The organism is Ruegeria sp. THAF33 (genome assembly GCF_009363615.1).
GTDB lineage: Bacteria > Pseudomonadota > Alphaproteobacteria > Rhodobacterales > Rhodobacteraceae > Ruegeria.
The window spans coordinates 2,207,751-2,227,645 of sequence record NZ_CP045384.1 but is presented as its reverse complement, the minus strand read 5'-3'; the positions used below and the strand labels follow the sequence as shown (position 1 = coordinate 2,227,645).

Below are 19,895 nucleotides of genomic sequence, written 5' to 3'. Positions count from 1 at the left end.
TTCAGAAAACAGTGAAATGATGCCGTTCTACGCGAAATCCGGCTTGTTTCAGAAGGGTTTCCAAATCCAGATGCGCCGGAAGCGACTCATCCGGCAGACGGATTCGTTTGCCGGAATGCAAAACAATCGACACTCGAACCGAGAAATCCCAACGGGTGTCAAACCGGAAATGGTCGATGTCGCGCAGCGCGACCTCTGCCTGCCGGTTCCCCGTGAACCAGCTTAGTGCATCCTGATCCAGTTGCATGCCTGCGCTGGTGTTCTGAACCACGTCCCAAACTGCGGGCAGCGTGGCCAAAGACAGCAGCCCCGCGATCCACCAGGCCGCGTCAAACAGGACAACCAGCGCCAGCAACGCCGCATAAACACCGGCCAGGATGGCCGGCGTTCGCAAACTCCGGTTGCTGCGGGCAAAGCTGTAAGGCGTCATGCGCCGAGGATGCGGGACACCATTTCGGTCGTGTCCCGCGACAGATTCGGTGTTTCCGCGATGCGGGAAAGCTGCGCACGCATCAAGGCCTGACGATCCGGATCATACCGTTTCCAGGTCTGGAACGCCGAGCACATTCGGGCCGTGGTCTGTGGGTTCACCGGGTCCAGACGGATCAGCCAGTCGGCCAGCAGGGCGTATCCGGCGCCATCCGGCTGGTGGAACCCTGCGTGGTTCATCGCCAAGGCCCCCATGACGGCGCGGAATCTGTTCGGGTTTTTCCAGTTGAAATCGGAATGCTCGGTCAGGGTCGCGGCAATTGCGGGCGTCGCCTCGGGCGCCGCCATCGCGACTTGCAGGCCAAACCACTTGTCCATGACCAGACGGTCGTGCTGCCATTGGTCGTAGAAGGCATCCAGCTGCGCCTCACCCTTGCGGGCGCGTAAAAGGCAAGACAATGCCGTCAGTTGCAATGTCATGTTGTCCGCCTTGTCGTACGCCTCGGCCGCCATAGCCCCGCCGTCCAGACGAGAGGTCAGTGCCAGCGCAGCGCTGCCAAGTGCCCGTTTGCCGGACTGCTCGGCGTCCGGGCTGTAGGGGCCGTCCACCAAAGCCTCACTGTGTAGGCGGGGCAGCAAATCCTGTACGTTCTGGGCAGTTGCCTGCCGCAGCGTTTCCACTGCGGCCCAGATCGCCATGGGGTCGGGCGTGTGGCCACGGTCATGCAGGGCCGCTGCCAATTCCGACTGTGTCGGCAATCCCAGCATCAACGCACGATAGGCCGGGTCCAGTTCGTCATTGCGCAGCACGGCCAACACTCCGTCAAGGTAATCGGTATCCGGTGCCGCATCCTGAAGGATCATCCGCATCAGGGTGTCCTGTGCCAGATCTCGCCCTGCCTGCCATCGGTTGAACGGGTCCGTGTCATGCGCCAGAAGAAACGCGCGTTCCGCGTTGGACTGGTCATGTTCAAGAATGACAGGTGCCGAGAAATCGCGCAGGATCGATGCTGTGGGTTTCGCCGCGAGACCAGTGAACGCAAAGCTTTGTTCGGCCTGCGTCAGTTCCAGCACCTCGGTCGCGCGAACCTCATCGCCGTTGGGCCCAAGCAGGCCGACTGCAACCGGGATGACCTGAGGCAGTTTCTCCTCCTGTCCCGGCGTGGGATCGGTTCGCTGTTTCAGCGTAAGTGTATAGGTGCCGTCGGCCCAGTTTTCCTCAACCCTGATGCGCGGAGTGCCCGACTGGCTGTACCAACGTTTGAATCGTGTCAGATCGCGCCCAGTGGTGTCTTCGAAAACCTTCAGCCAGTCCTCGATCGTGCAGGCCTGACCGTCATGGCGTTCAAAATACAGATCAAGCGCCTTGGCATAGGCCGCATCCCCGACCAACCGTTTCAGCATGCCGATCACCTCGGCACCCTTCTCATAGACGGTGGCGGTGTAGAAGTTGTTGATCTCCTGAAAGCTTTCGGGGCGCACAGGATGCGACAACGGACCGTTGTCCTCGGGGAACTGCCGGGCACGCAGGTCTATCGCGTCGTGGATGCGTTTCACCGGGGCCGAGCGCATGTCGGAGGTGAATTGCGCATCCCGGAAAACTGTCAGACCTTCCTTGAGGCACAGCTGGAACCAGTCGCGGCAGGTGATGCGGTTGCCGGTCCAGTTGTGGAAATACTCATGCGCGATGATCGCCTCGATCCGTTCGAAATTGGCGTCGGTCGAAGTTTCGGGACTGGCGAGAACGGCCGACGAGTTGAAGATGTTCAGCCCCTTGTTTTCCATCGCGCCCATGTTGAAGTCATCGACGGCGACGATGTTGAAGACGTCCAGATCGTATTCACGGCCATAGACATCCTCGTCCCATTTCATCGACTTCTTCAACGCCTCCATGCCGAAAGCGCATTTCCCCTCGTCTCCGGGACGGACCCAGAGATTCAGTTCGACGGTGCGACCTGATCTGGTGGTGAACTGACCGGGATGTGCGATCAGGTCTCCGGCGACCAGAGCGAACAGATAGGCGGGTTTGGGCCATGGATCGACCCACTCGGCCCAGCCATCGCCCTTGCCCGACGGGTTGCCGTTCGACAGCAGAACCGGCAGGTCGCCATTGATCCGAACGGTGAAGGTGGACATCACGTCCGGCCGGTCGGGGTAGAAGGTGATCTTGCGGAACCCCTCGGCCTCGCACTGGGTGCAGTACATGCTGTTCGACATGTACAGACCTTCCAGCGCGGTGTTGTTTCCGGGGTCGATTTCGACCTCGGCTTCCCACAGGAACGGCGCGTCCGGGACATCTGCGGTTAGTCCTTTATCGGTCACGTCCGGCGTGATCTCGGCCCCGTCAATGGCGGCGCGGATCAGTTTCAGTTCTTCCCCATGCAGAAAGAATGTGCGGTCAGTAGCGTCAGGATTGGGCCGGAACGCAATGCGCGAGGTGACGCGCGTGGCGTGCGCGTCCAGATCAAAGGTCAGGTGCACGCTGTCCACCAGATAGCCAAACGGTGTGTAGTCTTTCAGGTAGATCGTGGTAGGGGCAGCGTCGCGCATCTTGGGCCTCGTATCTGTTCGGGACTGGCGCGACGTTAGGGGCTTCGTTCCGGCGCTGCAACCGGCCCCGCCATTGCCTTGAGGTTTTTGAAACAGCTTCAAGCCGAAGCGAAAGCCCCAAATGACGGGATGAAAGTTGCCTATCGGAAACTTTCCGCCTAAGTCACAGTGCATACAATGGCGCACAATCGCAGGAGAGCAGGAATATGACGGACAGACAGACCCTGAGCGGACTGCAGATCGATCCGGTTTTGGCTGAGTTCATCGAGACGCAGGCGCTGCCGGGCACGGGCGTCTCTTCGCAGAAGTTCTGGGCCGGCATGGCGCGGATGGTGAACGAACTGGGGCCGAAAAACCGTGAGCTGCTGGCCAAACGGGCCGAGATCCAAAGCCGCATTGATGGGTGGCACATGTCACGAAAGGGGCAGAACACCGATGCCGCTGAATATGAGGCTTTCCTGAAAGAGATCGGGTATCTGGTCGAAGAAGGCGACGAGTTCCAGATTGAAACGGCCAATGTCGACCCCGAGATCGCCCTGACCCCGGGCCCGCAACTGGTTGTTCCGATTACCAATGCACGCTTTGCCCTGAACGCGGCCAACGCGCGCTGGGGCAGCCTTTATGATGCGCTGTACGGAACGGATGCAATGGGGGATCTGCCGGCAAGCGGTGGCTATGATGCGGCGCGCGGCGCGCAGGTGATCGCATGGGCCAAGGCGTTTCTGGATGATGCCGTGCCTCTGGCGTCGGGATCATGGGCGGATGTCACCGAATTGGGTATCACCGACGGTGCGCTGACCCCTGCGCTGGGCGATCCCGCCCAATTTGCCGGGTTTGGCGGTTCGGCGGACAGGCCCGACTTTGTGCTGTTGAAAAACAACGGTCTGCACATCCAGATCATGATCGACCCCACAAGTAACATAGGTGCGACCGATCCTGCGGGCATCGCAGATGTCCGGTTGGAAGCCGCGCTGTCCACCATCATGGATTGCGAAGACTCGGTTGCCTGCGTCGATGCTGCCGACAAGGTCGTGGCCTATGGCAACTGGTTGGGCCTCATGAAAGGCGACCTGACCGAAGAAGTCACCAAGGGCGGCACCACGTTCACTCGAAAACTGGCCGAGGACCTGAGCTTTACCACTCCGTCGGGTGATCAGGCCAAGCTGAAAGGCCGGTCACTGATGCTGGTGCGCAACGTGGGTCACCTGATGACCAACCCGGCCGTGCTTGACGCAGAAGGGCGCGAGATCGGCGAAGGCCTTATGGATGCTCTGTGCACCACCCTGATCGCCATGCACGACCTGAAGCAAGACGGGGGCAATTCTGTCGAGGGCTCTGTCTATGTGGTGAAGCCCAAGATGCACGGACCCGAGGAAGTCGCGTTCTCGGTCGAGATATTCGACATGGTCGAAGACATTCTGGGCCTGCCGCGCAACACGGTGAAACTGGGCATCATGGATGAGGAACGCCGCACCTCGGTCAACCTCAAAGAGTGCATTCGCGCCGCAAAATCACGGGTCGCCTTTATCAATACGGGTTTCTTGGACAGGACAGGCGATGAAATTCATACCTTGATGGAGGCCGGTCCGATGCTGCCCAAGGGCGACATCAAGAATACGCCATGGATTGCGGCCTATGAAGATCGCAATGTCGATATTGGTTTGGCCTGTGGCTTGAAGGGCAAGGCGCAGATCGGCAAGGGCATGTGGGCCATGCCGGATCGCATGGGCGATATGCTTGAGGCCAAGATCGGCCACCCGATGGCTGGAGCGACATGTGCCTGGGTGCCGTCGCCCACGGCCGCGACCCTGCACGCAACGCATTACCACAAGGTCGATGTGCTGGCCCGTCAGGACGAGCTGGCCGCAGGCGGCGCACGTGGTACGTTGAAGGATCTGTTGACCATCCCCTTGCTGGCTGGGCGCAATCTGAGTGACGAGGAAATCACGCGTGAACTTGAAAACAATGCGCAGGGTATCCTCGGCTATATCGTGCGTTGGGTCGATCAGGGCGTGGGCTGTTCCAAGGTGCCCGACATCAACGATGTCGGCCTGATGGAAGACCGCGCGACGTGCCGGATTTCGTCGCAGGCACTGGCCAACTGGCTGCATCACAGCATCGTGGATGAAGCTCAGGTTATGGCCGCACTGCAAAAGATGGCCGCTGTCGTGGATCGCCAGAATGAAGACGATCCGAATTATATACCGATGGCGCCGGGATTTGACGGTATCGCCTTTCAGGCCGCATGCGATCTGGTGTTCAAGGGCCGGGTTCAGCCCTCGGGCTATACCGAGCCGGTCCTACATGCGCGCCGTCTGGAATTGAAAGCCAGCCAAAGATAACACCGAAAAAAGCCCACAGACCGATCGTTTGTGGGCTTTGTCGAACTTCAATCTGACGAGAGGACCTTCAGATGTCAGTTTCCCTACGCAAGGCCCGCACCATCATCCGAAAAACCCTGGAAAAGGGCCGAGAGATGGAGTTGAAGCCGCTCTCCGTCGTGGTTCTGGACGCCGGTGGGCATGTCATTGCGTTCGAGCGCGAGGATGGTGCAGCACCGGGCCGGTTCGGGATTGCGCAGGGCAAGGCCTATGGGTCGGTCATGCTGGGAATGGCGGGCACCGCGCAGATGCAGCGCGCCGAAACACAAGCCTATTTCATGGCCTCTGTAAATGGCGTCTATGGTGGTCAGGTCGTGCCTGTTCCGGGTGGCGTGCTGTTGCGTGATCGCAAGGGGGCCGTGATCGGCGCCGTTGGGGTTACCGGAGACACATCAGACAATGATGCGCTGGCCGCAATGGCGGGAATTGAGGCAGCCGGCCTGATCGGTGAGATTTAACGAGAGCGTTGTATTTATACGTCTCTCGATCTGAGTGGCGAAATTATTCCCCCGCGTAGCTGTTTGTTGGAAAATTTTTCCAATTAAGTTGGGTAAACCAGAACGTTCAGTGCGTCCTCGAACACGTCCCTGCGCTTTCATGCAGGGCGTGTATTCTTGCACGTTAAATCCGCTGCCGCTAGCTTCCTTGACAGGCACAACAACAGCAGGGAAAGCGGAATGTCTCGGCCTGTCGTCGGTATCATCGGCAACTCGTACCTCATGAACGATCAATACCCCACACATGCTGGGGGAACGATGAATTCGGATGCCGTGGCCAACGTGTCAGGATGTCTTCCGTTGTTGATACCCGCAGATCCGCGTTACGTGTCGGTAGATGAGTTGCTGGAGGTCTGTGACGGCTTTCTGCTGACAGGCGGTCGCCCGAACGTGCACCCGGAAGAATACGGGGAACCTGCAACCGATGCACATGGCGAATTCGACCGGGCACGCGACGCCATAACTCTGCCGTTGGTTCGCGCCTGCGTTGAAAGGGGACAACCGTTTTTGGGCATCTGCCGGGGGTTTCAGGAAGTTAACGTTGCCATGGGCGGAACGCTCTATCCCGAGATCCGCGATCTGCCGGGGCGGATGAACCACCGGATGCCGCCCGATGGAACCTTGGAGGAAAAGTTTGCTCTGCGTCATGTGGTGGCACTGGAAAACGGCGGCGTTTTCCACAAACTGTTCGGCGCAACCGAGGTCATGACCAACACCTTGCACGGTCAGGGCATCAAAACGATTGGGCAGCGCGTGGTCATTGATGGCCATGCACCGGACGGGACGCCCGAGGCGATTTATATCAAGGATGCGCCCGGCTTTACCTTGTCGGTTCAATGGCACCCGGAATGGGATGCGATCAATGACCCGGTCTCGCGCCCCCTGTTCGAAGCCTTCGGCGATGCGGTTAGAAACTGGAATTTTAGAAATCGTTCTGCAAGGCTAAGGCAATCTGCTTGACCGGCGCCAGCGGGCTGCCCTCGATTCCCCGTCTCTGAAACGCAACATTCGAATAATTGTTTATGAGACGAGTCCAATACCTTTGTTTATCCGCCAGCAGGTCTGAATGCTTGCCCCCGATGCCACGAAACGGTGCGAGATTGAGATATGCAAGGATCAACCCAAAGGCGACTGTGTTCAGTTAGGTTTCTCGCAGTGACATTTTTAGCAACTTCCGGTTTCGCAGCTGAAGTGACGCGCAGCAGTGTGGTTCTTTAGGTGAGTTGCTCTACATCGGACGCACGCGTGATTCAGCATCCTCCGATTGGTTGTCTGCGACTGAGCAAGGCGGTTTTCGTTTGGAAGCCGCGCAAGGCAACACAACGGTGGACACGTGGAACAAGTCTCGCAGAGGCGTTCACCTAAGCTTTTCACCCTTTGTCTCTAACGGAAATGGTGGAGTGCACCGATTGTTCGAAATCGGTGGAGCACCAAATGGCAAAGATTGCCTGATCGATACGCAAAACCAACAGAGAAACTGGAGCTTGCCCGGTGGAGGTGGCGGCGGAGGCGGTTCAGGTGGCTCTGGTGGTGGTTTTGCTGGAGGCGGAACTGCGGCCGCTATACCTCGTGCTCGACCTCAAAGTGCTGCTGACGGGGCATAAGCTGTCGGTATTGAGTGTGTTGACGTAGCGACGGGTAAACTTGACGCGGCATTATGTGATCCCTCTGTTACCGCTCCTATTGTGGGCCCTCCTTTGACCGAAGGCCGAGATCTCGCGCCGCCGTCCACATGGAATGTATGGACAGATTTCACCTATACCGAAATCGAAGACACGCGCGGGGTCAAAGAAGTCGACATAAATGACAACTATTTTGCGGCGGGGTTCGACAGGCTTGTCAGGCCGGACTTGGTCGTTGGATTTCAGGTTGAATATGAAAACCTTGATGTCGAAGGGTTTCAGGGTCAATTCAGATAAGACACTAAAGGGCTTGTTGCGGGCCCCTATTTTGCCTGGCGCATGTCCGAGAGATGGGTGCTGAATGGACTGGCGACCTTCGGCGAGTTTTCGACGGATGTGAACGTGCTGGGGTTAAGTGGCGATTTCGACCGGACCCGGTGGCGAGCCAATCTGGAGGCGATCGGTCAGTACGAGGCCGGGAATTTCCTGTTACGTCCGTCGATTGCCTATGACTATTACAATTACAGCGCAGAAGACTATGATCTGAGCGGCACTGTGGCAGGTGTTCCGGTCAACATAGTTGGCGAAGTTGCTTCAGCGAGTTACAGCGCCTTAACACCTGAGTTGGAAATCAGCAGGCCATTTGTCACTTCGCGATCAATCGTGTCTCCGTTTGCGACGCTGAGCGCGACCTACTGGTTCGACCGTGAAAATGTTGGATTTGGCGCTGGATCGCAGACCGACTTGACTTGGGCCTCGCGCGTGGGGGTGCGCGCGCGCGAGTGAGACCGTTTTTGTCGAAGCGACACTGGGATATCTGAGTTTGTTCGAAGATGATCTGGATACGACCGAAGCGTCCATTTTTCTTTCTGTCAGCTTCTGATCCTCAAGCGGCGAAAAAGGAAAGCGCCGCCTCAAGTCAAAAGGCGGCGCCAAACCGATCAGATCAATAGGTTGAACTGATTGATCAGCGGAAGGGAACGTGTGCGCTTACCCGTCAGGTCGAATAGCGCATTGCCAAGTGCCGGCATCGAAGGCGGTGTTCCGGGCTCGCCCGCACCGCCCATATGCCGATTGGTTTCTAGCACGCGCACCTCGACCTGCGGGGCTGTGTGCATCCGCATCGCGTCATAGTCGGGGAAGTTGAACTGCTCGACTTCGCCTTCCGCAAAGGTGATCTCGCCGAAACATGCGGCAGACAGGCCGTACATCATGCCGCCGAACATCTGTGCCTTGACGTTTTCCGGGTCCAGCGCCAGCCCCATGTCGCAGGCAATCCAGGCCTTGCTGATGCGGATGGTGCCGTCTTCGTCGACCACTTCGATGACCTGGGCCACCGGGGTGCCGAAGCTGTATGTGAAGGCCACGCCCCGGCCGACGCCTTCGGTCGTTTGACCCGTCCAGCCTGACATGTCCTTCACGGCTTCCAAACATCCCGCCGACGGCGCGTGTTCGTTCTTCATCAGGTCCAGCCGGAACTCCAGCGGGTCACGGCTTGCGGCATGAGCCATCTCATCCATGAATGTCTCGTGAAAAAAGCCGTTATGGCTGTTGCCGACCGAGCGCCAAAACCCCACGGGAACAGCCAAATCAGCAATGTGGCCGCTCATGCGGTAATTCGGTACCGCGTAGGGCTGGTTGAAGAAACCTTCGACCAGCACCTTGTCAGGGCCGCCGCCGGGGAACCCGGTGTAGCGCTCGACCGCCTGTTGGGTCGGAGATTGGGCCGCGACCTTCCCGTCAATGAGCACGGCCTTGCCGTCCTGAACCGCGCCGCGCATCCGGGCGATGGCGCCGGGGCGGAAATAGTCGTGACGCATGTCCTCTTCGCGGCTCCAGGTTGTCTGAACCGGTGTGCCGGGCATGGCCATGGCAACCTTGGTAGCGATTTCGCCGAAATCCAGTTCGCCCCTGCGACCAAACCCGCCGCCCAGATAGGTGGTGTGGATTTGGACGGCTTCGATATCCAGACCGGCAGTGTTGGCAACGCGGAACTGAATCAGTGTGGGGGCCTGGTTGCCGCACCAGAGCTCCAACGCATTTCCCGTGTAGAGCGCGGTGGCATTCATTGGCTCCATCGTTGCATGGGCCAGATAGGGTACGCGATACTCGGCGGTGATTTCAGTGGCGTTTTCCGGGCTTGCGCTGACATCGCCGTCGTCGCGCATGGTCGAATTCGGTGCGTCGTCAAACGCCTCGGCGATCCTGGCAAAGATCTCTTCGGTTTCCGGCGGATAGGGCGCGTCGCCCCAATCGACGTCAATGGCCTCGACTGCCTGGTTGGCCAACCATGTGTTGTTTGCGATCACGGCCACGCCTGTGCCCAGATCGACGACCTTCTCAACCCCGGGCATGGATCTTGCGGCGCTGTCGTCAAAGCCGTTCATCGCGCCGCCCAGTTTGGGGTTCATTCGCACGCTGGCGAATTTCATGCCGGGCAGGCGGACATCGACGCCGAATTCAGCGGTGCCCGTCGCCTTGCCAACCATGTCGAGACGCGGTTGGCTTCGGCCCAGATAGCGCCATTCAGAGGGGTCTCGCAACGGCACCTCAACGGGTTCCAGCCCGGCGGCATCTTCGGCAAGCATTGAATAGGCGATCTTGTCGCCGTTGGGGGCAATGACATGGCCTGACGCCGTTTTCAGATCCGAAGGGTCGACGCCCAACCGGTTTGCGGCCGCGCGTTTGAGTGTTTCACGGGCCGAAGCACCGGCTTGCCGCATCCGGTCAAACCCATCTTTCATCGAGGTCGAGCCACCCGTGACTTGCAGGCTGAGCGTCTTGCCCAGAACACCCAGTGCCTCGCCCAGATTGTGCTGGAAATTCGAGATATCGTATCCCTTGTTCGGCAACCCTTCGCCCACAAGGGCCGAGTTGTAATAGGCCGCCGCTGCGGGGCCGTGCAGAACGGTGATCTGATCCAGATCGACATCCAGTTCCTCGGCGATCAGCGCGGCCCATGTGGTTCGGACGCCCTGACCCATTTCCGCGCGGGGCGCGAACAAGGTGACGCCGTTCTGGTCAATCAGCACAAACGGGTTCAGCGCTGCCTCGCCTTCGCGGGGTTTCAAGGGGTTGGCCGCGGGGCGGGTCACGTAATAGGCCCCGAAGGCCACGCCGCCAACGATCGCGGCAGAGCCGATCAGGAACGTACGGCGGAGGATTTTTCCAACGGAAGCCATTGCTTACGCCTCCTTCAGCTTGGATGCCGCGTCATGGATTGCTGCGCGGATAAGGGGATAGGTGCCGCAGCGGCACAGGTTGCCCTGCATCGCCTCGTCGATGTCTGCGTCAGTGGGATCCGGGTTTTCCGCCAGCAATGCCGCGGCCTGCATGATCTGGCCCGACTGGCAGTATCCGCACTGCGCGACCTGATGATCAATCCAGGCCTGTTGGATCGTGGCCAGCGCGTCCGGCGAGCCGAGCCCTTCGATCGTGGTCACGTCACCCCAGACATCCGACAGCGCCACCTGGCAAGAGCGCACGGCCTCGCCATCGATATGCACGGTGCAGGCCCCGCATGCGGCCACGCCGCAGCCGAACTTGGTGCCGGTCAGGCCGACCTCGTCCCGCAGAACCCAAAGCAGGGGGACGTCATCAGGCAGATCCACCTGATGTTGCTTGCCGTTGATCTTCAGGGTCGTCGCCATGGCGCACCTCGTGTTGCTGTGGCTGGTTTCTGACATAATTGTATGAAAGTGTCAGGATGTCAATTGACAAATTCGACAAAAAATGTCAGGGCTTCGGATATGAAAGATAATGGTGACGGCTCACGGCAACAGGCGATCCTGAACTCGGCGTTTCAGGCGTTTTCCACTTATGGATACCGAAAGACCTCGATGGACGATATCGCGCGCGGCGCGGGGATGTCTCGGCCGGCGGTGTATCTGCATTACAAGAACAAAGAGGCGATCGTCAGCAAGCTGACCGAGCTGTACTATGCCGAAAAGAGTGTTGCGGTGGCCGAAGCGCTGGCGACGCAAGGGTCCGTGCCCGAGGTTCTGACCCGCGCAATTCAGGCGCAGACCGAGGGGATGGCAAAAATTCTGGCCTCGCCCCACGGGCTTGAAATGCTCGACAACACAAAATCCCTATCTGGGGAAATCATCGCGGCGGGTGAGGCCGAGCTGGCCGCGCTCTATGCGGACTGGCTGACGCAACAGGAAAAGGCGGGCCGGGTTCGCCTTCTGGCTGACGCGGCAGAGACCGGTCGGACGATCACGGCCACGCTCAAGGGGCTGAAGCTGATTGGCGCCGGGGCCGAGGTTTATGAACAGCAGGTCGCACAGGTCGCGGCCCTTTTCGGCGCCGGACTCGCAGTCAGGTAACGCGCTGACGGATCTTGTATTCGGACGTGTCCCACAGGCGGTTCTGCATGATATCGGCCATAATCCCGACGGCGCGTTCAACATCGCCTTCGTCGATATACAAAGGTGTAAAGCCGAACCTCATGATGTCGGGTGCACGAAAATCTCCGATCACGCCGCGGGCGATCAGGGCCTGCATGGCGGCATAGCCTTCCTTGAAACGGAACGAGATCTGACTGCCACGCTGCTGCGGATCACGAGGGCTGGCCAGTTGCAGATCCGGGCAGGTTGCCTCGACGCGTTCTATGAAAAGCTCGGTCAGTTCAATCGATTTGGCCCGGACGTCGGTCATGTCCGCCAGATCCCAGATGTCCATCGCAGCCGACAAGGCCGTCATCTGGATGATGGGCGGCGTTCCCACCCGCATCCGTTCAATGCCGCTGCCGGGGCGGTAGTCGAGATCGAAGGCAAACGGTGCTTCGTGCCCCAGCCATCCGGACAAGGCGGGGCGTGTGCGTTCCGCCAACCTCGGCGCGACATAGATGAAGGCTGGCGCGCCGGGGCCGCCGTTGAGGTATTTGTACGTACACCCGACCGCGAAATCGGCGTTGCACCCTGAAAGGTCCACGGGGATGGCCCCCGCGGAATGGGCCAGATCCCAGACCGTTACCACGCCGTTGGCATGCGCCAGTTCGGTCAGCGCCTTCATGTCGTGCATCCGACCCGAGCGGTAATCCACCTCAGTCAACATAAGAACAGCGACCTCTTCAGTGATTGCGCCGGCCACGGCTTCGGGATCAACGACGCGCAACTCATACGCGTCCCCAAGCGAGCGCAGCAAGCCATCCGCCATATACAGGTCCGAAGGAAAGTTGCCGTTGTCGGACAGAACCACTCTGCGATCCGGATTCAGTTCAAGGGCCGAGGCCACGGCCTGATAGACCTTGATCGACAAGGTGTCTCCGGTCACCACACTGCCGGGCTCTGCTCCGATCAGGCGGCCAATCCGGTCACCAAGCGCGGTGGGCAGGCCCATCCAACCAGCCTTGTTCCATCCGGTGATCAGCATCTGGCCCCATTCGTCCGTCAGCATCCGTTGCACTCGGGCACCGGCTGATTTCGGCAGGGGGCCCAGAGAGTTGCCATCCAGATAGATGACGCCCTCTGGCAGGTCGAACATGGCTTTGGTTGCCGCAAAATCAGTCATGAAGGCTCGCTAACTCGTGTGAACGTCGGTGATTGCTATTGAGGTAGTCGATCCGCGATAATGAGTCCATGCGATGCGACATACTGGTCTTTTGCCATTTTGGCTCAAAAGCGGTAGGACATCGCGCAGAAGCGACATGTGCTTGATCTTGTCGTCATTCAATGAGGGCTTTGCATGCGCTGGATGGACGTTCCGCCGGTTTGGTTGATTGCTTTTGCAGCTCTTGCCTGGTTGCAGGCCAAGTATCTGAAGCTGGGTCTGTCGCTTGAGGGTGGTTTGACGGATCTTCTGAGCGGGGTGTTGATCGGAGGTGGAATCCTGATGGCTGTTCTGGCGGTGGTCGAATTCCGCCGTCACAAGACAACCGTCATCCCGCATGAAACCCCGTCATCGATGGTGCAATCCGGTATCTACAAGCGCAGTCGCAATCCGATCTATGTGGGCGACGTTCTGATTCTTGCGGGTCTTATCCTTCGGTTTGATGCCGTCCTGTCCCTGGTTCTTGTGCCAGTCTTCGTCTGGGTGTTGGAGCGTCGGTTCATCCTGCCGGAAGAAGACCGCCTGCGTCGTACCTTTCGCGCCGACTTCGCGCGTTACGAACGCAAGACACGGCGCTGGATTTAGGGTGGAGTCCGCAATGACATCACGTCAAAAATGCTGCGCTTGCGAAATAATGTTGCGCAGGATACATCTTTGCTTAACAAAGAATACCGATCACCCGCTCAGACCGAGTAAGAATTAGGGGGACTGCCAGTGAAGATAGGCACGCCAAAGGAAATACTGGACGGCGAGAACCGGGTCGCGATGACACCGGACTCGGCCGTGCAACTGCAAAAACTGGGCTATGAGTGCCTGATCGAAAAAGGCGCAGGTGCTGCCGCCGGTTTTTCGGACGCGGCATATGAGGCTGTGGGCGTTGAGGTTGTCAAGACCGCGGCATCGCTGTGGAAGGCCGCAGATATCATCGCCAAGGTTCGTATCCCGACCGAGACGGAACTGAAGCGTCTGACCAAGGGCAAGACGCTGATTTCCTTCTTCAATCCTGCCGGAAACGAAGAAGGAATGGAACTTGCCAAGTCCAAGGGCGCAAATGTGATCGCCATGGAAATGGTGCCGCGTATTTCCCGGGCGCAGAAGATGGACGCGTTGTCGTCGATGGCCAACATTGCCGGCTACCGCGCCGTTATCGAAGCCGGCAACAACTTTGGCCGTTTCTTCACCGGTCAGGTGACAGCCGCCGGTAAGGTGCCGCCTGCGAAGGTTCTGATCGTCGGGGCCGGTGTTGCCGGGCTTGCCGCGATCGGCACGTCGACCTCGCTGGGTGCAATCACCTACGCGTTCGATGTGCGCCCCGAGGTGGCCGAGCAGGTCGAATCGATGGGGGCAGAGTTCGTCTATCTGGACTTCGAAGAAGAACAGCAGGATGGTGCGGCCACCGGTGGGTATGCGTCCGTCCAGTCAGAAGAGTTCCGCAATGCGCAGCTGGCCAAGTTCCGAGAGCTGGCCCCGGAAATGGATATTGTCATCACGACGGCCCTGATCCCCAACCGTCCGGCGCCAAAGCTGTGGCTGGAAGACATGGTCAAGGCAATGAAGCCGGGCTCGGTCATCGTTGACCTTGCGGCCGAGCGTGGCGGGAACGTCGAAGGTACCGTGCCGGACGAAAAGGTCGTGACGCCCAATGGCGTGACCATCATCGGCTATACCGACTTCCCCAGCCGGATGGCGGCGCAGTCTTCGTCTTTGTACGCGACAAACATCCGTCACATGATGACCGATCTGACGCCTGAAAAGGACGGCCAGATCAACCACGACATGGAAGATGACGTGATCCGCGGCGCGACCGTGACCTATGAGGGTGAGATCACCTTCCCGCCGCCGCCACCCAAGGTGCAGGCGATCGCGGCGCAGAAAAAGCCCGAGGTCAAGGAACTGACCCCGGAAGAAAAGAAGGCGCAGGAAATCGCGGCCTTCAAAGCGCAGACCAAGCAGCAGTTCACCCTGTTGGGTGTCGGTGGCGCGCTGATGCTGCTGGTGGGGCTGATCGCTCCGGCCAGTTTCATGCAGCACTTCATCGTCTTCGTGCTGGCCATCTTTGTGGGCTTCCAGGTGATCTGGAACGTCGCGCACAGCCTGCACACTCCGCTGATGGCGATCACCAACGCGATCTCGTCGATCATCATCGTCGGGGCTTTGATGCAGATCGGATCGGGGTCGTTCCTGGTCATTCTGCTGGCGGCACTGTCCGTCTTCATGGCCGGGATCAACATCTTCGGCGGCTTCCTCGTAACCCGGCGCATGCTCGCCATGTTCCAGAAATCTTAAGGAGGCCGGGCACATGGATTATGGCTTCACCACTGCCGCCTATGTTGTTGCGGCTGTCCTTTTCATCCTTTCGCTCGGCGGTCTGTCGAACCAGGAAAGCGCCAAGCGCGCGGTCTGGTATGGCATCGTCGGTATGGCGCTGGCGGTATTCGCCACGCTGGTTGGCCCGGGCTCGGGTCTGTGGCTTCTGTCGCTGCTGCTGATTGCGGGCGGTGGTTTCATCGGCCAGTATGTTGCGCAGCGAGTCCAGATGACCGAGATGCCGCAGCTTGTTGCGGCGATGCACTCGCTGGTCGGTCTTGCGGCCGTGTTCGTTGGCTTCAACGCGCATTTCGAGATCGGCAACGTGGCACAGGTCATGGCCATTGCGGACAGTGCCAGCCAGGCGGATCTGTCCGATCTGGGGTCTTTTGCCAAGCTGATTGCCAAGAAAACCCCGGCTGAGCTGGCAATCCTGCATGTGGAATTGTTCCTGGGCATCTTCATCGGTGCGATCACCTTTACCGGGTCGGTCGTAGCTTATGGCAAGTTGGCGGGCAAGGTGACCTCGGCAGCGACCAAGCTGCCCGGTGGCCATGCGTTGAACGCGGCGGCAGCGGGTCTCTCGCTGATCTGCCTGATCTGGTACACATCGACAGGTGGTCTGTTCCCGCTGATCCTGATGACGCTGGCGGCGTTATTCATCGGCTATCACCTGATCATGGGCATCGGCGGCGCTGACATGCCGGTGGTGGTGTCGATGCTGAACAGCTATTCGGGTTGGGCGGCTGCGGCGATCGGTTTCTCGCTGGGCAACGACCTGTTGATCGTGGTCGGTGCGCTGGTGGGCTCGTCGGGTGCGATCCTGTCCTACATCATGTGCAAGGCGATGAACCGCCATTTTGTCAGCGTGATCCTTGGCGGTTTTGGTGGCCCGCAGGGCGAACAGATGGCCGTTGAAGGCGAACAGATCGCCATCGAGGCTGATGGCGTTGCTGCGGCTTTGAACGACGCGGACAGCGTGATCATCATTCCGGGCTATGGGATGGCCGTGGCACAGGCGCAGCAATCGGTTTCCGAACTGGTGCGCAAGCTGCGGGCCAAGGGCAAGAACGTTCGTTTCGCAATCCACCCTGTGGCGGGCCGCTTGCCGGGCCACATGAATGTTCTGCTGGCCGAAGCGAAGGTGCCGTATGATATCGTTCTGGAAATGGACGAGATCAACGACGACTTTCCGGACACAGATGTGGCCATCGTCATCGGTTCGAACGACATCGTGAACCCGGCGGCGCAGGAAGATCCCAACAGCCCCATCGCCGGAATGCCGGTTCTGGAATGCTGGAAAGCCAAGCAGGTGTTTGTCTCGAAACGTGGGCAGGGCACCGGGTATTCCGGCATCGAAAACCCGCTGTTCTTCAAAGAGAACACCCGGATGTTCTACGGCGACGCCAAGGAGTCGCTAGACAAGCTGCTGCCGATGATCGATTGATCGTCGCGTTTGATCCGATTGCAAAGGGCGCCTTTGGGCGCCCTTTTCTTTTTGAGTGTGCATGGGGGCGTTGCCCCCAAACCCCCAGGATATTTCCAGCCAGATGAAGCAGGCGGAGTGTGGTAATCTGGGGTGGCGGCACAGATGGCAGGAGGTCGAGGATGGAGAAAGTGAATGGTATTGGCGGAGTGTTCTTTCGCGCCCGCGACCCTAAAGCGCTGAGCGCCTGGTATGAGAAGCACCTAGGCGTCAATCATTATGACCCCGTGCCCTGGAAGCAGCGTGAAGGCTATACGGTCTTTGCGCCATTCGCGGAGGACACCGAATATTTTGGACGGGCCGATCAGCAGTGGATGATCAATTTTCGTGTTGATGACCTGGCCGCGTTGACGGCGCAGCTTGAGCAGGCTGGAATCACGGTGGAAACCAATCCTGACTGGGACAGCGAAGTTGGAAAATTTGCCCGCATCCATGATCCCGAAGGCAACCCCATTGAGCTGTGGCAGCCAAATCAATGAGATAGCAGGGTTGTATACTGTTGTATCCCTGTAAGTATATGAAATAAAAAGAGAATTGATGTATCAATTATGTACCGTATAGTGCGCGTGACGAGGCGGAGCCACACATGACACCGATAGACGACCATCCCCTTCGCTATGCGCTGGCAAATGAACTGCATGCGCGACCGTTCCCGGTCGCGTCAATGCCCTGTACGGTGGTCTTTCTTGCGATCAAAAAGCCCGAGGCCGCCGTGGCGCGCGATCGACGTGAGGATTTGGCTCATTTGATCGACCTGCTGGATCGCCACGGTGCGCAGCACCCTCGGCCGGACGCCACGCATTACGCGGGTCAGATTGGCCGCCATTGGTTGAAGTGGGAGCAGCATACCGAATTCGTGACCTACACGGCGATCGCGCAGAATGTGAGTGATCGCGCCTTTGATCCGGCTGACTTTGAGGTCTTTCCGCCCGATTGGTTGATGGCCAGTCCTGGCCAAAGGGTTACGTCAGTATTGATGCGCGTCGTTGAACGCGACAGTGACGACTTGGTGAAGTCGAAACTGCTGGATTGGTTCGAGCCGGAAAGCCTGGCCGTGTCCAGGGTGTTGGACGATGCAGCGGTTTGTGCCAGTGATTTTCGGATCGATCCGGCAGGTCACATGCGCTTTGCCTTGTTCGTGGCCGAGGGCACCGGACGGCGCCGGACGGGGCGGATTATTCAGCGTCTTTGCGAAATAGAAACGTACAAGGCGATGTCGATGCTGGGTTTTGCGCGCGTCAAGCAGCTGATGCCGCGTATCGGAGAGCTGGACGGGCAACTCACCCGATTGATGGGGCAGATGACCGACAACTCGGCGCAGCCTGACGCGCTGTTGCAGGATTTGCTGGCAACGTCGATCGAGCTCGAGACACTGTCGGCCCGGTGTTCTTTCCGGTTCGGGGCCACCGGGGCCTATGAGGCCATCGTCAACCAGAGGATCGAAGTGTTGCGAGAAGAACGTTTCGAGGGGGGTCAGAATTTCGCCGATTTCATGATGCGCCGATATGACCCTGCAATTCGCACCGTGAAATCCACGGAACGCCGGCTTCAGGCCTTGTCGGACCGGGCGATCCGTGCCGGTGAGTTGCTGCGGACAAGAGTGGATGTGGAACGCAGCGCGCAAAACCAGGCGTTGCTGGAAAGCATGGATCGTCGGGCCGATCTGGCGCTGCGCTTGCAACACACGGTCGAGGGGCTTTCCGTGGTTGCCATCAGCTATTACGCGGTTTCGCTGGTCAGCTATCTTTTGTATCCGCTGACGGCCTCTGGGATCAGCAAGGGCATGCTGACGGCGGCGGTTACGATCCCGGTTGTCGCCGGGGTGTGGTACTCGGTGCGACGCATTCGCAAACGGCTCGGTTGAGCAGCAATTGCCAATGTTCGTCTGATCTGTAGAACAGGGGCATTGGGCAAGCAGAGCGAGGGCTTGGAATGATAAGCATAGTTGCAGCATGGCGCGCTGTCGCCGCCATGTTCATTCTGAATGGTGCCCTGTTCGGAATCTGGGCGTCGCGCATTCCCGCCATACGTGACCGCTTGGAACTGTCCCATGAGGCGCTTGGATATGGCCTGTTGTTCATGGCTGCGGGGGCTGTCTGCTCGTTCCCGATAACCGGGCGACTTACGGATCGTTTCGGCGCTGTTGCAATCACCCGGATCATTGCGGTTCTGTACACCGGGTCGCTAATCTTGCTTGCCATGGCCGATGGGCTTTGGGGGCTGGCAGTGTTTCTGTTTGTCTTTGGCGCCTTTCACGGGTCGATGGATGTTGCGATGAATGCATGGGCCGCCGAGGTAGAGCAGGCATATGACAAACCCGTTATGTCCTCGTTCCACGCAATGTGGAGCCTTGGGGCCGGTCTTGGCGCGCTCAGCGGTTATGCCGCGGTTCAGATGGGGCTAACGGTTCTTGTGCACTTCCTGTTGGCGGGTGGCGTGGTTGTTGGCCTTGCGCTTGCGTCATCTTGGGTAAGCTGGACTTCGCGCCAATCCCAAGGGCCTCAGAGTACGGTTTTCGCCTTGCCTTCCGGTGCGTTGATACTGGTTGGCATAGCCGCCTTGTGCGGGGCATTGGGCGAAGGGGCCGTCGCGGACTGGAGCGCGATATATCTGCGTGACATCACAGGGGCGTCCGAAAGCGTCGCTGCCTTGGGCTATGCGGTATTTTCAGTGACCATGGTGGCGTTTCGACTTGCAGGCGCGCTTGTCATCACCCGGTTCGGACCGGTCGTTTCCGCCCGGTTCAGCGGTATTTGCGCGGCTTTGGGCGTTTTCACGGTGGTTTCAACAGTAACGATCTTGCCCGTGCTGGCCGGCTTTGCATTGATGGGAATAGGTTATGCCGTGATCATGCCGCTGGCATTCAGCCGGGCGGCCAGCGATCCGAATGTGCCACCGGGGCAAGCCATCGCAAGTGTGGCGACATTGGGGTATGGGGGGCTATTGATCGGTCCGCCGTTGATTGGCTTTTTGGCTGAAGTGTTCGGCCTGCGTCTGGCCTTCGCCGTGCTGCTGCCATTGGCCGTTCTGATCGTGTTGTTGGCCGGCGCGATGAAACGCGCCGGCTGAG

Annotated in this window: 18 protein-coding genes; 13 read left to right on the top strand and 5 right to left on the bottom strand. The window is 59.1% G+C overall.

The window, feature by feature from the left end; genetic code table 11:
* Window position 1: 1 nt before the first annotated feature.
* Both FIU92_RS11130 and pepN read right to left on the bottom strand, forming a co-directional pair.
* Window positions 2-430 (bottom strand): hypothetical protein, encoded by a 429-nt coding sequence (locus FIU92_RS11130; protein ID WP_152458634.1) that lies wholly within the window; start codon window positions 428-430, stop codon window positions 2-4.
* A complete protein-coding gene (gene pepN, locus FIU92_RS11125; RefSeq protein ID WP_152458633.1) occupies window positions 427-2,979 on the bottom strand; it encodes an aminopeptidase N in 2,553 nt (850 codons plus the stop codon). Before pepN ends, FIU92_RS11130 begins: the two co-directional genes overlap by 4 nt.
* Window positions 2,980-3,185: 206 nt before the next feature.
* Here pepN and FIU92_RS11120 point away from each other — a divergent pair, with 206 nt between their 5' ends.
* The 6 genes from FIU92_RS11120 to FIU92_RS11095 all read left to right on the top strand — a co-directional run bounded on the left by FIU92_RS11120 (window position 3,186) and on the right by FIU92_RS11095 (window position 8,265).
* The gene (locus FIU92_RS11120; protein ID WP_152458632.1) at window positions 3,186-5,321 is read left to right on the top strand and encodes a malate synthase G; all 2,136 of its coding nucleotides are present in this window, start codon (window positions 3,186-3,188) and stop codon (window positions 5,319-5,321) included.
* Between the two features lie 71 nt (window positions 5,322-5,392).
* Complete coding sequence (locus FIU92_RS11115) at window positions 5,393-5,818, top strand: heme-binding protein (RefSeq protein WP_152458631.1); 426 nt, start codon at window positions 5,393-5,395, stop codon at window positions 5,816-5,818.
* A 219-nt stretch (window positions 5,819-6,037) separates the two neighbouring features.
* Entirely contained in the window at window positions 6,038-6,817 is a 780-nt protein-coding gene (locus FIU92_RS11110) for a gamma-glutamyl-gamma-aminobutyrate hydrolase family protein (protein ID WP_152458630.1), read from the top strand.
* A 531-nt stretch (window positions 6,818-7,348) separates the two neighbouring features.
* Window positions 7,349-7,489 carry a hypothetical protein gene (locus FIU92_RS22775; RefSeq protein WP_172978486.1) on the top strand — a complete coding sequence of 47 codons (141 nt, stop codon included), beginning with the start codon at window positions 7,349-7,351 and terminating at the stop codon, window positions 7,487-7,489.
* A 65-nt stretch (window positions 7,490-7,554) separates the two neighbouring features.
* A complete protein-coding gene (locus FIU92_RS11100; RefSeq protein ID WP_152458629.1) occupies window positions 7,555-7,776 on the top strand; it encodes a hypothetical protein in 222 nt (73 codons plus the stop codon).
* A gap of 42 nt (window positions 7,777-7,818) precedes the next feature.
* On the top strand, window positions 7,819-8,265 hold the full coding sequence (locus FIU92_RS11095) for an autotransporter domain-containing protein (protein WP_152458628.1): 447 nt from the start codon (window positions 7,819-7,821) through the stop codon (window positions 8,263-8,265).
* A gap of 155 nt (window positions 8,266-8,420) precedes the next feature.
* On the opposite strand, the gene FIU92_RS11090 is transcribed toward FIU92_RS11095, so the two are convergent.
* Together FIU92_RS11090 and FIU92_RS11085 are read right to left on the bottom strand one after the other, a co-directional pair.
* Window positions 8,421-10,661 carry a xanthine dehydrogenase family protein molybdopterin-binding subunit gene (locus tag FIU92_RS11090; protein ID WP_152458627.1) on the bottom strand — a complete coding sequence of 747 codons (2,241 nt, stop codon included), beginning with the start codon at window positions 10,659-10,661 and terminating at the stop codon, window positions 8,421-8,423.
* A 3-nt stretch (window positions 10,662-10,664) separates the two neighbouring features.
* Entirely contained in the window at window positions 10,665-11,129 is a 465-nt protein-coding gene (locus tag FIU92_RS11085; protein ID WP_152458626.1) for a (2Fe-2S)-binding protein, read from the bottom strand.
* Window positions 11,130-11,228: 99 nt separating this feature from the next.
* On the opposite strand from FIU92_RS11085, the gene FIU92_RS11080 reads away from it, so the two are divergent.
* A complete protein-coding gene (locus FIU92_RS11080) occupies window positions 11,229-11,807 on the top strand; it encodes a TetR/AcrR family transcriptional regulator (protein WP_152458625.1) in 579 nt (192 codons plus the stop codon).
* On the opposite strand, the gene kynU is transcribed toward FIU92_RS11080, so the two are convergent.
* Window positions 11,800-12,993 (bottom strand): kynureninase, encoded by a 1,194-nt coding sequence (gene kynU, locus FIU92_RS11075; protein WP_152458624.1) that lies wholly within the window; start codon window positions 12,991-12,993, stop codon window positions 11,800-11,802. The genes FIU92_RS11080 and kynU overlap by 8 nt on opposite strands.
* 174 nt (window positions 12,994-13,167) lie before the next feature.
* Here kynU and FIU92_RS11070 point away from each other — a divergent pair, with 174 nt between their 5' ends.
* From FIU92_RS11070 to FIU92_RS11045, 6 genes are all read left to right on the top strand, one after another.
* Entirely contained in the window at window positions 13,168-13,617 is a 450-nt protein-coding gene (locus FIU92_RS11070; protein WP_152458623.1) for an isoprenylcysteine carboxylmethyltransferase family protein, read from the top strand.
* A gap of 129 nt (window positions 13,618-13,746) precedes the next feature.
* A complete protein-coding gene (locus FIU92_RS11065; RefSeq protein WP_152458622.1) occupies window positions 13,747-15,318 on the top strand; it encodes a Re/Si-specific NAD(P)(+) transhydrogenase subunit alpha in 1,572 nt (523 codons plus the stop codon).
* 13 nt (window positions 15,319-15,331) lie between these two features.
* Window positions 15,332-16,786 carry an NAD(P)(+) transhydrogenase (Re/Si-specific) subunit beta gene (locus tag FIU92_RS11060; RefSeq protein ID WP_152458621.1) on the top strand — a complete coding sequence of 485 codons (1,455 nt, stop codon included), beginning with the start codon at window positions 15,332-15,334 and terminating at the stop codon, window positions 16,784-16,786.
* A 161-nt stretch (window positions 16,787-16,947) separates the two neighbouring features.
* On the top strand, window positions 16,948-17,304 hold the full coding sequence (locus tag FIU92_RS11055) for a VOC family protein (RefSeq protein ID WP_152458620.1): 357 nt from the start codon (window positions 16,948-16,950) through the stop codon (window positions 17,302-17,304).
* Window positions 17,305-17,411: 107 nt separating this feature from the next.
* Window positions 17,412-18,689 carry a DUF3422 family protein gene (locus tag FIU92_RS11050; protein WP_152458619.1) on the top strand — a complete coding sequence of 426 codons (1,278 nt, stop codon included), beginning with the start codon at window positions 17,412-17,414 and terminating at the stop codon, window positions 18,687-18,689.
* A 68-nt stretch (window positions 18,690-18,757) separates the two neighbouring features.
* Window positions 18,758-19,894, top strand: a complete 1,137-nt coding sequence (locus tag FIU92_RS11045) for an MFS transporter (RefSeq protein ID WP_152458618.1) — start codon at window positions 18,758-18,760, stop codon at window positions 19,892-19,894.
* The last annotated feature ends 1 nt before the right edge of the window (window position 19,895 follow it).

Bases quoted from the DNA above. Each gene is read 5' to 3' on its own strand.
- pepN (WP_152458633.1), bottom strand. From the start codon at position 2,979: ATGCGCGACGCTGCCCCTACCACGATCTACCTGAAAGACTACACACCG.
- FIU92_RS11120 (WP_152458632.1), top strand. From the start codon at position 3,186: ATGACGGACAGACAGACCCTGAGCGGACTGCAGATCGATCCGGTTTTG.
- FIU92_RS11130 (WP_152458634.1), bottom strand. From the start codon at position 430: ATGACGCCTTACAGCTTTGCCCGCAGCAACCGGAGTTTGCGAACGCCG.
- FIU92_RS11050 (WP_152458619.1), top strand. From the start codon at position 17,412: ATGACACCGATAGACGACCATCCCCTTCGCTATGCGCTGGCAAATGAA.
- FIU92_RS11115 (WP_152458631.1), top strand. From the start codon at position 5,393: ATGTCAGTTTCCCTACGCAAGGCCCGCACCATCATCCGAAAAACCCTG.
- FIU92_RS11080 (WP_152458625.1), top strand. From the start codon at position 11,229: ATGAAAGATAATGGTGACGGCTCACGGCAACAGGCGATCCTGAACTCG.
- FIU92_RS11095 (WP_152458628.1), top strand. From the start codon at position 7,819: ATGTCCGAGAGATGGGTGCTGAATGGACTGGCGACCTTCGGCGAGTTT.
- FIU92_RS11085 (WP_152458626.1), bottom strand. From the start codon at position 11,129: ATGGCGACGACCCTGAAGATCAACGGCAAGCAACATCAGGTGGATCTG.
- kynU (WP_152458624.1), bottom strand. From the start codon at position 12,993: ATGACTGATTTTGCGGCAACCAAAGCCATGTTCGACCTGCCAGAGGGC.
- FIU92_RS11055 (WP_152458620.1), top strand. From the start codon at position 16,948: ATGGAGAAAGTGAATGGTATTGGCGGAGTGTTCTTTCGCGCCCGCGAC.
- FIU92_RS11045 (WP_152458618.1), top strand. From the start codon at position 18,758: ATGATAAGCATAGTTGCAGCATGGCGCGCTGTCGCCGCCATGTTCATT.
- FIU92_RS11090 (WP_152458627.1), bottom strand. From the start codon at position 10,661: ATGGCTTCCGTTGGAAAAATCCTCCGCCGTACGTTCCTGATCGGCTCT.
- FIU92_RS11110 (WP_152458630.1), top strand. From the start codon at position 6,038: ATGTCTCGGCCTGTCGTCGGTATCATCGGCAACTCGTACCTCATGAAC.
- FIU92_RS11060 (WP_152458621.1), top strand. From the start codon at position 15,332: ATGGATTATGGCTTCACCACTGCCGCCTATGTTGTTGCGGCTGTCCTT.
- FIU92_RS11070 (WP_152458623.1), top strand. From the start codon at position 13,168: ATGCGCTGGATGGACGTTCCGCCGGTTTGGTTGATTGCTTTTGCAGCT.